The 15,043-nt window shown below is 42.4% G+C and carries 11 protein-coding genes and 1 pseudogene; 11 read left to right on the forward strand and 1 reads right to left on the reverse strand.

Features of this window, described 5'->3' with window-relative positions:
* Positions 1-23 precede the first annotated feature (23 nt).
* The 9 genes from LLY41_RS22410 (at position 24) to LLY41_RS05295 (ending at position 11,145) form a co-directional block, all read left to right on the forward strand.
* Positions 24-662 carry a PHP domain-containing protein gene (locus LLY41_RS22410; RefSeq protein ID WP_370460237.1) on the forward strand — a complete coding sequence of 213 codons (639 nt, stop codon included), beginning with the start codon at positions 24-26 and terminating at the stop codon, positions 660-662.
* Positions 659-3,382: a DNA polymerase III subunit alpha gene (gene dnaE, locus LLY41_RS05260; protein ID WP_370460322.1), complete on the forward strand. Its 2,724-nt coding sequence runs from the start codon at positions 659-661 to the stop codon at positions 3,380-3,382. Before LLY41_RS22410 ends, dnaE begins: the two co-directional genes overlap by 4 nt.
* Before the next feature lie 189 nt (positions 3,383-3,571).
* Positions 3,572-4,810 (forward strand): NADP-dependent malic enzyme, encoded by a 1,239-nt coding sequence (locus tag LLY41_RS05265; protein WP_048008362.1) that lies wholly within the window; start codon positions 3,572-3,574, stop codon positions 4,808-4,810.
* A gap of 8 nt (positions 4,811-4,818) precedes the next feature.
* Positions 4,819-5,442: a FadR/GntR family transcriptional regulator gene (locus LLY41_RS05270; RefSeq protein ID WP_304587101.1), complete on the forward strand. Its 624-nt coding sequence runs from the start codon at positions 4,819-4,821 to the stop codon at positions 5,440-5,442.
* Positions 5,443-5,604: 162 nt separating this feature from the next.
* Positions 5,605-6,483 carry an acetyl-CoA carboxylase, carboxyltransferase subunit beta gene (gene accD, locus LLY41_RS05275; protein ID WP_304587102.1) on the forward strand — a complete coding sequence of 293 codons (879 nt, stop codon included), beginning with the start codon at positions 5,605-5,607 and terminating at the stop codon, positions 6,481-6,483.
* Entirely contained in the window at positions 6,468-7,445 is a 978-nt protein-coding gene (gene accA / locus LLY41_RS05280; RefSeq protein WP_304587103.1) for an acetyl-CoA carboxylase carboxyl transferase subunit alpha, read from the forward strand. The genes accD and accA overlap by 16 nt, the downstream gene beginning before the upstream one ends.
* A gap of 385 nt (positions 7,446-7,830) precedes the next feature.
* Complete coding sequence (gene pfkA, locus LLY41_RS05285) at positions 7,831-8,790, forward strand: 6-phosphofructokinase (protein WP_095244895.1); 960 nt, start codon at positions 7,831-7,833, stop codon at positions 8,788-8,790.
* 85 nt (positions 8,791-8,875) lie between these two features.
* Entirely contained in the window at positions 8,876-10,636 is a 1,761-nt protein-coding gene (pyk, locus tag LLY41_RS05290) for a pyruvate kinase (RefSeq protein ID WP_095244896.1), read from the forward strand.
* A gap of 122 nt (positions 10,637-10,758) precedes the next feature.
* On the forward strand, positions 10,759-11,145 hold the full coding sequence (locus LLY41_RS05295; RefSeq protein ID WP_095244897.1) for an FxsA family protein: 387 nt from the start codon (positions 10,759-10,761) through the stop codon (positions 11,143-11,145).
* 103 nt (positions 11,146-11,248) lie between these two features.
* Here LLY41_RS05295 and ytvI read toward each other — a convergent pair.
* Positions 11,249-12,368: pseudogene (ytvI, locus tag LLY41_RS05300) on the reverse strand (sporulation integral membrane protein YtvI).
* A gap of 436 nt (positions 12,369-12,804) precedes the next feature.
* On the opposite strand from ytvI, the gene LLY41_RS05305 reads away from it, so the two are divergent.
* On the forward strand, positions 12,805-13,266 hold the full coding sequence (locus LLY41_RS05305; RefSeq protein ID WP_304587104.1) for a DUF441 domain-containing protein: 462 nt from the start codon (positions 12,805-12,807) through the stop codon (positions 13,264-13,266).
* Positions 13,267-13,798: 532 nt separating this feature from the next.
* Positions 13,799-14,920: a citrate synthase gene (citZ, locus tag LLY41_RS05310; protein WP_095244901.1), complete on the forward strand. Its 1,122-nt coding sequence runs from the start codon at positions 13,799-13,801 to the stop codon at positions 14,918-14,920.
* Positions 14,921-15,043 lie beyond the last annotated feature (123 nt).

Here is a 15,043-nt window from a genome sequence, read left to right on the forward strand (position 1 = left end):
CAGAAATTAAGGGTGTGAGAAACATGTCATTTATTCACCTTCATGTATATAGCGCATATAGCCTGCTGTCGAGCACGGCAAGAATAGAGCAGCTTGTGGCGAGCGCCAGGGAAAATAGCTTTCCTGCCCTGGCTCTGACCGACCGAAATGTCATGTACGGGGCAGTCGCCTTTTATAAAGAGTGTCTTAAGCAGTCCATAAAGCCGATCCTGGGACTCTCTGTGGATGTACTAAGCGAGATATCTGAAGACGAAGCTTATCCATTGGTCCTCCTGGCTAAAAACCGGCAGGGGTTTCAGAATCTATTAAAAATCACGAGCACGGTCCAGACAAAATCGCCTGAAGGCATTCCTGTTAAATGGCTTAAACACTATGCCGGAGGATTGTTTGCTTTAACTCCAGGCATGGATGGGGAGATCGAACAATCTCTTATGGCAGGTGAATACAGCCAGGCAAAAAGAACAGCTGACCTTTTCAGCAGTATTTTCGAGCAAAATTCTTTCTTCTTAGCATTACAGGATCACGGTCTGCATGAAGAAAAAAAAATCCATGGCTCTCTGGTTAAGCTTTCAGAAGAAACCGGGATTGGCCTGGCGGCTTCAAATGGTGTCTGTTACATAAAAAAGAGGAAGCTTTTGCCCATGAATGCCTGCTGGCCATAAAAAATGGAGAAAAGCTGCAGGATGAAGAAAGAGAACGGCTGAAGAGCAATGAGTATTACTTAAAGTCATCCGGGGAAATGGCAGAACTGTTATCAGGGTATCCGGATGCTTTAGAGAATACGATTATGATTGCTGAGCAATGCAATGTAATGCTTGAGCTGGATAAACAGAATCTTCCTAAATACCCTGCTGCAGGAGGCATGAGTGCGGATGAGCTATTGGAAGAAGTATGCTGGCAGGGCTTTGCTGACAGGTATCCGGATGGCGATGATGGGCATAAGAAACGGTTGCGGTATGAGCTGAACATAATCAGAAACATGAAATTCAGTGATTACTTTCTAATTGTTTGGGATTTTATGAAGTTCTCGAGGGAAAATGGCATTTTAACTGGTCCGGGGCGGGGATCTGCAGCCGGTTCAATGGTTGCTTATGTCCTCTATATAACAGATGTGGATCCCATTGAGCATCAGCTCCTATTTGAGCGGTTCCTTAATCCGGAAAGAATTTCCATGCCTGATATTGATATTGATTTCCCGGATCACAAAAGGGATGAGGTAATCCGGTATGTATCCCAAAAATATGGAGAACGGCATGTGGCACAAATTCTTACATTTGGGACCCTTGCTGCCAAAGCGGCACTCCGGGATGTCGGCAGGGCATTTGGGCTTAATCCTAAAGAGCTTGACATGCTTTCAAAAAGAATACCTTCCAAATTGGGCATCACCCTCAAAGAGGCCTATAAAGAATCTGAGCCTTTAAGAAGATTTACCCAGGAATCCGATTTAAATCGAAGACTATTTGAAACAGCTGTCAAACTGGAAGGACTCCCAAGGCATACATCGACCCATGCTGCCGGGGTTGTCATCAGTGAGCATCCGCTTGTGGAGGCCATTCCTATTCAAAAAGGGCATGAAAATGTTTATTTGACCCAATATTCTATGGAGCATCTCGAGGATGTCGGCCTTTTAAAAATGGATTTTCTAGGTCTTAGAAACCTTACATTAATTGAGAATATTTTAAGCTCTATACAGAGAAAGACAGGCACACAGATTGATATCAAACAAATTCCCCTGGATGATGAGGATGTATACAGTCTGTTGGGAAGAGGAGATACAACAGGTATTTTCCAGCTTGAATCTGATGGGATGCGCAGTGTCCTGACAAGGCTTCAGCCAACGCGGTTTGAGGATATTGTGGCTGTCAATGCTCTTTATCGACCAGGCCCAATGGAAAATATCCCTCTTTTTATTGACAGGAAGCACGGAAGGAAGCCAATCATATATCCTCATCCTGACTTGAAGCCTATTCTTGAAAATACGTATGGTGTCATCGTGTATCAGGAACAAATTATGCAAATCGCTGCAAAACTGGCCGGATTTTCATTGGGTGAAGCAGATTTGCTTCGGAGAGCGGTCAGCAAGAAGCAAAAAGAAGTGCTTGACCGTGAGCGTGTCCATTTTGTTGGGGGAGCAGTCAATAAAGGATATCATGAGCAAACCGCTCATGATATATATGACTTAATCGTCCGGTTCGCAAATTATGGATTCAACCGGAGTCATGCTGTTGCATATAGCTTCATAGCCTATCAGCTGGCTTATTTAAAAACTCATTATCCTCTTCACTTTATGGCTTCCCTGCTGACTTCAGCTATCGGAAATGAAGGCAGGATTGCCCAATATATCGGAGAACTGAGGCAGATGGGCTTAACGCTCAGCCCGCCTTCCATTAATAAAAGTGGCTACTCCTTTCTGGCAGAGAAAAATTCTATCAGATATAGCCTGGCTGCTATAAAAGGAATCGGTGCTGCAGCTTTAAGAGATATTTTTCAGGCGAGAAAAAACAAGCGCTTTGAAGATCTGTTTGATTTTTGCATAAGGGTTTCCACAAAAGCGGTAAATCGCAAGATCCTTGAATCGCTTGTTCATTCAGGCAGCTTTGATGAATTTGGAGAAGATAGAGCTGTGCTTCTGGCAAGCCTGGATGTAGCTGCGGAGCATGCCCAGCTTGTTTTGCCGGAAGATGATCAAGCTGATTTCTTTGAAGATGATGAATTTTTTCCTAAGCCTAAATATACAGAAGTAGATCCGATCCGTTCAGAGGATAAGCTGAGATTTGAAAAAGATGTGCTCGGCCTGTATTTATCAGATCATCCAGTTTCAATTTACGAATCCTATTTTTCCCTGCTGGAAGCCTATCCGCTGACTGAACTCGAGAATACGGATAAAAAGCCAAAAACAGTTGCTTACTTATCCGAAGTGAAAAAAATCCGTACGAAAAAAGGCGAACCAATGGCATTTCTTTCCTTGAGCGATCAGACGGGAGATATGGAGGCAGTTGTGTTTCCAAAGGTGTTTAACCGGTTTTCCTTACTCTGCTCTCAGGGAAACATCGTCTTAGCGGAGGGGAAGCTTGAGGAACGGGACGGAAAAAAGCAGCTGATTGTACAGCACCTCGATGATGTGAAGGAAGCCATTGAAAAAATGCAAAATAAAGATCCCGTATTGTATTTAAGGATTACTGAGGATCGGGAGACAACGGAAAATCTTCGTTTGCTCAAAGAATTATTTAAGAAAAATGAAGGCAGTGTTCAAGTGGTTTTGTATTATGAAACCTCCCGAAAAACCATTCGCCTGGGTGAAGAGGACCTGGTCTCTCCGACAGAGGATTTCCTGAATTTACTTATGAAGCTGCTTGGCCGGAATAACGTCGTTTTAAAGTAATTACCCTTTACAACAATAACAATTATGGTATATTTGTAAGAAGAAAAATAAACTGGTCTGACCACTGTGAGCGAAAGAAAAGCCCTGTTTATTCTGATACTGAAACAGAACTGCAGCAGGGTTTAAAGCATGTATTCGTCATGTCTATGTTTATATATAATCCTATCCGGAATATGAGGAGTGAAAATTTTGACCTTACGCGAAGAAGCTTTGCATATGCATAGAGCTAATAAAGGGAAATTGGAATCTAAATCTAAAGTACAGGTGCGAAATGCCAAAGACTTAAGTCTTGCTTACTCACCGGGGGTTGCTGAGCCCTGCAAGGAAATTTATGATAAGCCCGAAACTGTCTATGAATATACGATGAAAGGCAACATGGTCGCGGTTGTTTCCGATGGAACAGCAGTGCTGGGATTGGGAAATATCGGGCCGGAAGCTGCCCTGCCTGTAATGGAAGGAAAAGCTGTACTTTTCAAAAGTTTTGCAGGAGTGGATGCATTTCCAATTTGCCTTAATACGACAGACGTAGATAAAATTGTTGAGACTGTAAAACTTCTCGAGCCTACATTTGGAGGCGTAAACCTTGAAGACATTGCTGCTCCCAATTGCTTTTATGTAGAAGAGCGATTAAAGAAGGAAACAAACATTCCCGTTTTTCATGATGATCAGCATGGGACTGCCATTGTAACTGTTGCAGGCCTAGTAAATGCCCTGAAGCTTTCCGGGAAGAAAATGAATGAAATTAAGGTAGTCGCAAATGGTGCCGGTGCTGCCGGGATTGCCATTATTAAACTTTTATACAGCTACGGTGTTCGCGATATCATTATGTGTGACACTAAAGGTGCTATTTATGAAGGCCGCCCGCAGGGTATGAATGAAATTAAAAATGAAGTTGCAAAGTACACGAATCGCGAGAATGCGAATGGAAGCCTTGCAGATGTTATTAAAGGGGCTGACGTATTCATCGGGGTTTCTGCTGCCGGAGCACTGACGGCTGAGATGATTGGCACTATGAATCAGGATCCGATTATATTCGCCATGGCTAATCCAACTCCTGAAATTATGCCTGAAGAAGCGAAAGCGGCTGGAGCAATGGTGGTTGGAACCGGAAGATCTGATTTTCCAAACCAGGTAAACAATGTACTGGCTTTCCCTGGGATTTTCCGCGGAGCACTGGATGTCCGTGCAACTCATATCAATGAGAAAATGAAAGTGGCTGCTGTAGAAGCCATTGCTAATCTTGTGCATCAGGATGAATTGAATGCTGATTATGTCATCCCGGGGCCATTCGATCCCCGTGTCGCACCTGAAGTGGCAGCTGCTGTAGCAAAGGCAGCTATGGAGACTGGCGTTGCCCGCATTAAAGTTGATCCTGAAGAAGTGAAGGAAAAAACGAAGCAACTTGCAGTCATTGGAAAAGGTGAGTGATTCCATAATTGAATTCACCTCAAAATAACACGAAGGTTTATATCGGCATTGTCAAACAGCTTAGGACCATGATTGAACATGATGGCCTTAAGCCTGGAGATCGATTGCCTTCCGAAAGAGAGCTGTCAGAGCGCCTGGGTGTCGGGCGCTCTTCCGTTCGGGAAGCATTAAGAGCCCTTGAACTTCTTGGCTTAATTGAGACAAGGAGAGGCGAGGGGACTTTTATGAGGGATTTTAGGGGGCATCAGCTCGTACAGCTGCTCAGCACTTTCATTCTTCAGGATAAGAAATCTATAAGAGATGTTAAAGAAACCAAGTTTCTGATCGAACTTGATTGTTTATGGCTAATAATTCAAAAGGCTGGTGAAGATCGGCTTCTCAGGTTCAAAAAATGGACCCTGGAAGCAGACTACACAGATGATGACTTTTTTCTTGAAATCGTCACACTTGCAGATAATCATCTTTTCCTCCGTATTTGGATCATTCTCAAAGATTATTACAATTCTTTGGATTTAGAGAAAATGGTGATAACCAAGCAGCAATATGTGGAACTGATTGATACCTTGATTTCCAGAAAAGATTCCGAAGTTATTCGTGTATATAGAAATTTAAGAAATTTGTCGAAGGATTAACGACAATTTTTTGCAGAATTTATTTTTCATATCATCTATATTTAAATAATCAGTCAAGCATAAATGAAGCCTAGAAAAGTTAGGCATTCATTTTTAAATCAGTGGTCTGACCACTGATGAAATTAATGGAAATGATTCAGCGATTATCAGGGAGGTTTCATCTTGCTTAAAGATATTTTTACTAAGACGAAGAAGAAGAAATATGCAACCATTCCATCGGAAACGGCAAAGCAGGATGTGCCGGAAGGAATCATGACAAAGTGTCCAAACTGCAAGAAAATCATGTATACCAAAGAATTGGTCAAGAATCTTAAAGTGTGTTTCCATTGTCATTACCACCACACCATGAATTCAAAAGAGCGCTTGGCAAGCTTTTTGGATGCTAATAGCTTTGAAGAAATTAACGCGAACATGATTTCAGAAAATCCTCTGAATTTCCCGGATTATATTGAAAAGCTGGAGAAGGATCGGGAAAAGACAAAGATAAATGAAGCGGTAGTGACTGGGACAGGCACTGTAGATGGTCAAAAGATTGCAGTAGCTGTTATGGATTCCACATTCAGAATGGGAAGCATGGGTTCAGTAGTGGGAGAGAAAATTACCCGTGCCATTGAAAAAGCTGATGAATTGCGAGTTCCTTTTATAATATTTACCGCTTCAGGCGGTGCAAGAATGCAGGAAGGCGTCTTAAGCCTGATGCAAATGGCCAAGACAAGTGTGGCACTAAAAAGATTCAGTGATAATGGAGGCCTTATTATTTCAATCATGACTCATCCGACAACTGGCGGTGTGTCTGCAAGCTTTGCTTCACTAGGGGACTATAATCTGGCAGAACCTGGTGCTTTGATTGGATTTGCGGGGCGGAGGATCATTGAACAAACGATCCGTGAAGAATTGCCGGAAGACTTCCAGACAGCAGAATTCTTATTGAAATGCGGTCAATTGGATGCAGTAATTCCGAGAACAGAGTTAAAAGACAAGATATCAGCTATTTTATCCATACATCAACCAGGAGGTGACTTCCAATGGCAGGAGAATTAGAATTTGAGCGTCCGGTAATGGAACTGAAAAAAAAGATTGCTGAATTAAAAGAGTTTACCAAAACAGCCGATGTAGACCTATCTTCTGAGATAGAGAAACTGGAAGCGCGCTTGGAAAAATTAGAAGCCGATATATATGAAAATATGAAACCGTGGGATCGTGTGCAGATTGCAAGGCATCCCGCAAGGCCGACTACACTGGATTATATCTCTCACCTTTTTGAGGATTTTTTCGAGTGTCACGGGGATCGTGCTTTTGGTGATGATGAGGCGATTGTTGGCGGTATCGCAAAGTTTAAGGGGATTCCTGTTACTGTCATCGGCCATCAGCGTGGAAAAGACACAAAAGAAAATATCCGCAGGAATTTTGGCATGCCGCATCCTGAAGGCTACCGCAAAGCATTAAGGCTTATGAAGCAGGCCGATAAATTCCGGAGGCCTATTATCTGTTTCATTGATACAAAGGGTGCCTATCCTGGAAAAGCAGCAGAGGAACGGGGACAGAGTGAGGCAATTGCCAAGAACCTGTTTGAAATGGCAAGCCTTAGAGTCCCGGTTATCTGTATCGTCATTGGTGAAGGCGGAAGCGGCGGAGCTCTGGCTCTTGGTGTAGGAAACCATATTCATATGCTCGAAAACTCCACATATTCCGTTATTTCTCCAGAAGGAGCGGCAGCCATTCTCTGGAAAGATGCATCTCAGGCAAAAAAGGCTGCAGAATCCATGAGAATCACTGCACCGGACTTAAAAGAACTGGGTGTGGTGGATGAGATTATTGAAGAGGTAAAGGGCGGAGCCCACAAAGATGTCAAGGTTCAGGCTGAGGAAATCGGAGAAGTCCTTACTCAATCATTGAAGGATCTGATGGATCTTACTGAAGACCAGCTGATCGATCACCGGTACAACAAGTTCAAATCTATTGGCCAATATTCGTTTTTAAAGGAATTTATTGGGGTAAAATAAAAGCGTGCTTTCGGGCACGCTTTTTATTTATGACTCGCGGCGCAGAAGCGAAGGTCATCTTTGGCAGAGAGTCATACTTTAATACCCTCCTTATAGTGAAAATATGCAGTTTCTTCTATATAAAACGCTTTCAGTATCCCGACAATTCTGTATTTCTTTGAAATTGTCTGATTAAGTTGAGATGCTCCCTTCTTCATGGTATTTTAGAAATATTCAATAGCGTTTTGTTCAATAATAAGATAAGCAAAATATGCTTTGCTTTACATAAAGAGCCTGCCTGCAGATTTTTGGGCAGCATGCAGATAATGTTTAGGCCTGTTATAAAACAACACAGCAGATTACACGCTTTCTTATGGTGATATAAATTACATACGGGGTGATTATTATGAAAAAAATAGGAGTTTTAACAAGCGGCGGCGATTCTCCTGGCATGAATGCAGCTGTACGTGCAGTGGTCCGTAAAGCGATCTATCATAATATTGAAGTATATGGTGTATATGGCGGATATTCCGGCTTGATGTCAGGAAATATTAAGAAGCTTGACCTCGGTTCGGTTGGTGATATCATCCATCGCGGCGGTACTGTCTTACAATCGGCTAGAAGCGAAGAGTTCAAAACAAAAGAAGGCCAGCAAAAGGGCATCGAACAAATGAACAAGCACGGCATAGAAGGTCTTGTCGTAATTGGCGGGGATGGTTCATACCGTGGAGCAAAAGCTTTGACAGAGCATGGATTTCCTTGTGTGGGCGTACCCGGCACCATTGATAACGATATTCCGGGAACGCAATATACTATTGGATTTGACACAGCTTTAAATACGGTTATTGATGCAATCGATAAAATCCGTGATACAGCTACTTCCCATGAAAGAACCTTCATCATTGAAGTAATGGGAAGAGATGCAGGAGATATCGCTTTATGCGCTGGATTAGCAGGCGGTGCGGAAACAATCCTCATTCCTGAAGCAGGATATAGCATGGATGAAATTGCAGAGAGACTTAAAAAGGGACATGAACGAGGCAAAAAGCACAGTATCATTGTAGTTGCAGAAGGAGTCTGCAGCGGCGTGGAATTTGCCAAGCAAATCAAAGAAACAACTAATTTTGATACACGTGTGTCCGTGCTTGGCCATATGCAGCGGGGCGGTTCCCCAACTGCATTCGACCGTGTGCTGGCCAGCCGCCTTGGAGCATATGCAGTAGAGCTTATTCTTGAAGGAAAAGGCGGACGTGCAGTAGGAATTCAAAATAATAAACTGGTTGACCATGATATAATTGAAATATTGGATAGAGAGCATACACTTGACCTGGATCTCTACAAACTCTCGAAAGAGCTGTCTATTTAATTTTGCCGCATATAAACCCGCACGCGGCTCCCGAAAGCCGCATGTGCCGGTAATCTAGCTGCACTAAATCAGGAGGTAAATTATAATGCGTAAAACGAAGATCGTTTGTACTATTGGACCTGCCAGTGAAAGTGTTGAAAAGTTAACACAGCTTATTGAAGCAGGAATGAATGTTGCCCGGTTAAATTTTTCCCATGGTGATTTCGTGGAACATGGCCAGCGAATTCAGAATATCCGTGAAGCTTCAGCAAAGACTGGCAAGACTGTAGCCATCCTTTTAGACACTAAAGGACCTGAAATCCGCACAAATAATATGGTGGATGGCGCGGTTGAACTTAGAGCTGGGGAAAACATTATTATTTCCATGAACGAGGTTGAAGGAACAGCAGAAAAGTTTTCTGTTACATATGCAGGCCTTATTGAAGATGTGGACACAGGAAGCAAAATATTGCTTGATGACGGTTTAATTGGTCTGGAAGTGACAAAAATTGATAAGGCCAACAGTGAAATCCACACAAAAATTTTAAATAGCGGAACACTTAAAAATAAAAAAGGCGTCAATGTTCCAGGTGTTTCTGTGAATCTTCCCGGCATAACAGAGAAAGATGCACAGGATATCATCTTTGGAATTGAACAGGGCGTCGATTTCATTGCCGCTTCTTTTGTCCGCAGAGCAACTGATGTTTTGGAAATCAGACAGCTGCTTGAAGAGCACAATGCATCATATATCAACATCATTCCTAAGATTGAAAATCAGGAAGGTGTAGATAATATTGAAGAAATTCTTGAAATTTCTGATGGACTAATGGTAGCGCGAGGAGACCTTGGAGTGGAAATTCCAGCTGAAGAGGTGCCGCTCGTACAAAAGAAATTAATTAAAAAATGCAATGCACAGGGAAAACCAGTCATTACTGCAACGCAAATGCTCGATTCCATGCAGCGTAACCCGCGTCCTACACGCGCAGAAGCGAGTGATGTAGCAAATGCCATTTTTGATGGTACTGATGCGATCATGTTATCCGGTGAGACAGCTGCAGGCTCTTATCCTGTTGAAGCTGTGCAGACAATGCACAACATTGCATCAAGAGCGGAATCTGCATTAGATCATAAAGAGATTTTGTCAAATCGCAGCAAAGATAATGAGCATAACATTACTGATGCCATCGGAGAATCAGTGGCACATACAGCTCTAAACCTGGATGTCAACGCAATTATCACTCCAACTGAAAGCGGCCATACAGCTAGGATGATTTCCAAGTACCGTCCTAAAGCACCAATCATTGCCGTTACTTCTAATGATCATGTGTCTCGGCGTTTATCTTTAACATGGGGTGTATACCCTCAAATTGGCCAAAAAGCGGCTACCACAGACGATATGCTTGATATCGCCGTTGAAGAAAGCTTGAACAGCGGAATTGTTGCTTCAGGAGATTTAGTTGTAATTACAGCAGGAGTTCCTGTGGGTGAAGCGGGTACCACCAACTTAATGAAAATTCATGTAGTGGGAGACATTCTTGCTAAGGCACAAGGAATCGGTCGGAAATCAGCCTTTGGAAAAGTCGTTGTAGCAAGAAATGCAGAGGAAGCATTAGCGAAGGTAACAGAAGGCTCTATTTTGGTTACTATCGGCTCAGACCGTGAAATGGTGCCTGCGATTGAGAAATGCAGTGCGCTTATTACAGAAGAAGGCGGGCTTACAAGCCATGCCGCTGTTGTCGGCCTTAATATTGGCATACCTGTCATTGTAGGAGTTGAAAATGCAACAAGCCTTCTAATGGATGGGCAGGAAATCACTGTTGACTCTCAGCGAGGTGTAATTTATAACGGCCACGCAAGTGTATTATAATTTGAATTTGTAGAAGGAAGGGTGCTCCCTTCCTTTTTTTACTTTGCCGGACAAATAGTTATATTCTCAGTGCCTTGTTTGATATAATAATGGTAAGTCTTAAACAAAATAGAGGTGGCTTAATGCGCTACATTCTCCTGCTGATGATAATCGTTCCAGCTGCTGAAATTGGAGTTTTACTTCTTTCAGGCAATACCATTGGGCTATGGCCTACACTTGCGATTATCCTGCTTACAGGTGTTCTCGGTGCTTATCTCGCTAAAAAGCAGGGTCTTGAAACAATCAGAAAAATCCAGGAACAGCTGCGATACGGGCAAATGCCTGGTGACGCTATTCTTGAAGGGGCCTGCATCCTTATTGGGGGTACACTGCTTCTGGCACCCGGTTTCATTACAGATGCATTAGGATTTACTTTGCTTCTTCCTTCTGCAAGAAAAGTCCTTAAAAACATCCTATATATAGGGTTGAAAAAATGGATGAACAAGGGAACGATCACGATAATCAGGTAAAGATAGCTATATATATAGCCGCTCCGATATACTGGAGCGGCTTGTTAATTTTAATGGAGGATTATAATCATATTGACTGATGGCGATGCACAGATTTTTCATCCTAATCGGCTTCTTCATTGCCTTTTATAAACATCCAGATATCCCTGAATACCCCAGCTTTATGAAGAGTAGTGATGAGTACAAGAGTAACCGGGCCTGCAATTAAGCCCAGAAAACCAATCAATTTAAAACCGGCAAATAAAGCAATCAGGGTAGCTAAAGGATCAAGCCCGATGCTTGATGAAAGAATCTTTGGCTCCATTATCTGGCGCTGGACCAAAACGATGATATAAAGAATGCCGAGCCCGAGTGCCCTGCTCATTTCTCCGCCGATTGCCTCATATATAATCCACGGCACAAAAATCAGCCCTGTTCCGAGATAGGGAATAATATCGACAAGGCCAGTCACAAGTGCTATTGTGATGGCGTAATCGACACGCAGAATCAGAAGCCCGATAAGTATGATAACAGTAGTTATAGATACTAAAGTAGCCTGAGCCTTAACGAAACCAAATAAAGCCTTCTGCAGATCAGCAAATACGGTTCTGCCGCTTTTTTGCGCGGCTGGGCAGCATGCGGCTGAATATACCTGAAAGCCTGTGCCAATCCTTGCTGATAAAAAAAGTGGCCAGCAGCGAGAAGATCAGGACAGTGGCAGCATTGGGAAACCATGAAAGAATGTTAGGGATTTTCTCGAAAAACGCCTGGATAAAATCTCCCAGTGTAGAGCCAAATTGCTTCCCGACGTTTTCTATATTCGTCATGATGGTATCCTGCTGTCCTGTTCCCAGATTATTAAATAAACTTGCCAGCTGGTTATAAAGAGGGATGATTTGCCCTGCAAAGAACTGCTCAACAAAATCAATTAAGGTATCGAGGTGCTGCGGAACTACTTCTGCCAAATAATCCGCACCTGATACGATCTCTGCGACCAGTAAAGTGATTAATCCGGCAAAAATGGCAAAGATAAGAATCAGTGCAATGAGGACTGCAAGAGCCCTTGGTATTTTCCATTTAACCTCCATTATATTGACCAAAGGGTTAATCAGAAAGGCAATAGCCAGTCCGATAATAAAAGGATAAGTCACTTTGGATAAATATAAGAAAGCATAGAGACTTAAGATCACCACTCCAATGACAAAGAAAAATCTTACGGTCCGATAGATATATGCCGGGTTCAAGTAATAGCCTCCTTATTAAATTTGAACAGACTAAGTCATTGCAGCTTTGTTGTATCGCAGTCTAACGGGCAGTAAGCCCCCACTTTAAGACTCAGAGGAACCAAAAGAGGATAAGTGGGGGGCAAACTGCCCGTAAAGGCCCGAAAAGAAGAACAAAGACTAAGAACGCCACGTCCTGTGGCAATGTCTTTGTGACCCACTTCCTGTGGGCCTCAACTAACAATCAGTGGGGATAAAGCCCCCCCACTGATTGAAGTTTCACTTTATGTAATGTTATTAGTCATATCATACATCATTTTTTCAAGAGCTAAAAATAATTAGATATATTCTATTAGTACTTATTCTATTTTAAAATATCCGGCAAAGAACCCGGAAATTATTAAATTGATTTAAATTATGTTACGATAATATAGAAAGCTGGCAGGTGAATTAGCAGATGTTTTCCCAATCACTCATTTTTTTGTTTCTATTGCTGGGGATAGGTTTAATTGCAAAAAATCAATCACTGATCATTGCTGTCTTTGTTTTGATTATCCTTAAAGCAGTCGGCCTGGATTCAAAAGCCTTTTCATTCCTGCAGTCCAAGGGAATTAACTGGGGTGTAACTATTATTACCATTGCTGTCCTTGCACCTATAGCCAGTGGTGAAATCGGCTTCCGGGATTTAGGAGGGGCATTTAAATCCCCGTATGCGTGGGTTGCTCTAGTCTCAGGGATTGCAGTTGCTCTTCTGGCAAAAGGCGGCATCGTATTGCTGGCTGAAGATCCCCATATTACAACTGCTCTTGTCCTGGGGACCATTCTTGCTGTCTCCCTTTTTAAAGGCATTGCCGTTGGTCCTCTGATAGGAGCAGGGATTGCATATATGGCAATGAAAGTCTTTGAGCTTTTTAAATGAATGTTCTTAGATCCTTCATTGCCTTTGGGCAAAAATGCAAATAAACTTTTCTTGAAAAATAATATTTTTTAACAAATTAAGTGCTTTTCATTCACAAAAGTCAGATAATTGTTTATAATAGGACTTGTAAGCGTAACCTATTTCACGGTACCTATTAAATTCAGTTAAGCCCTATTAAAATGTTATTAATATATTTATTTTTTCATTTTTGGAAAAATGTAAGCATTTTCTTTTTTTTAAGAGAGTACCGAGCAACCGCTCGATTAATGCAGTTTATTTCTTCCATATATCGGGAGTTCGCCAAATGAAGGTTTCACCTTTCATAAATTTGGTCTGTAGATCGGCAGATAAAGCCGGCTTTTAATGGCTGTCCTGCAGCCCTATAAAAGTGTCCCAAAAAAGATAAAGCAGAATGTGGACATGACGAGGAAGCTTTTCTGAAAGATGAAAGATCAGGTTCGGCTTACTTATGTTTAATGTACAGACAAAAATGGGTATGGGGAAATTTTATTATGTAAAGGAGAGATTCGGTATGACAGTAACACGCGGTCTTGAAGGGGTAGTAGCTACTACTTCGTCTATCAGCTCCATCATAGACGATACATTAACCTATGCTGGCTACAATATTGATGATTTGGCTGAAAATGCAAGCTTTGAAGAGGTTATTTATCTTTTATGGCACAGAAAGCTTCCTGCTCAAGCCCAACTGGATGAGTTAAAGAGTCAGCTTGCAGCAAACTACTCTCTTCCAGAGGAAGTTCTGAACCATTTTAAAACATATCCAATTGACAAAGTGCATCCAATGGCTGCCCTTCGTTCTGCAGTGTCTCTATTGGGACTTTATGATGAAGAAGCAGACCAGATGGATGTAGAAGCGAACTATAAAAAAGCAATTCGCCTTCAAGCTAAAATGCCTGCTATCGTAACGGCATTTGCAAGAGTAAGAAAAGGTCTTGAACCAATTGCTCCTAGAACAGATCTTGGATTTGCAGCCAACTTCCTATACATGCTTACAGGCGAAGAGCCTGAAGCAATCGCAATTGAAGCGTTTAATAAAGCGCTGGTTCTTCATGCGGACCATGAATTGAATGCCTCCACGTTCACTGCGCGGGTATGTGTAGCTACTTTGTCTGATATTTATTCAGGAGTTACAGCGGCTATTGGTGCATTGAAAGGACCCTTGCATGGCGGTGCCAATGAGGCGGTAATGAAGATGCTTACTGATATCGGCACTCTTGAAAATGTTGAGCCGTATATTCGTGAAAAGCTTGAAAAGAAAGAGAAAATCATGGGCTTTGGCCATCGTGTTTACCGTCAGGGCGATCCTCGTGCCAAGCACTTAAGAGAAATGTCTAAAAAGCTTACAGAGCTTACCGGCGAACCACACTGGTACGAAATGTCCACGCAAATTGAAGCGATCGTTACCGGGGAGAAAAAACTTCCGCCAAATGTCGACTTCTATTCTGCGTCTGTATATCATAGCCTGGGAATCGACCATGACCTGTTCACGCCGATTTTTGCTGTAAGCCGTGTATCTGGCTGGCTGGCTCATATTCTCGAGCAATATGAAAATAACCGTTTGATCCGTCCGCGTGCAGACTATACAGGCCCGGGAATGCAAAAATACGTGCCAGTAGAGCAAAGAAGTCTGTAATAGGCTGAAAAAACAGATTAAAAACTAAAATTACTACTCAGCATTTTACTTTTTATCAAAAAATTGCTGTAATAGAGAGAGCAGGGAAAAGGTTAGGGGCAAATGCCTTCTAACCTTTGAATC

This window comes from Cytobacillus firmus (assembly GCF_023612095.1).
Classification (GTDB): Bacteria; Bacillota; Bacilli; order Bacillales; family Cytobacillaceae; genus Cytobacillus.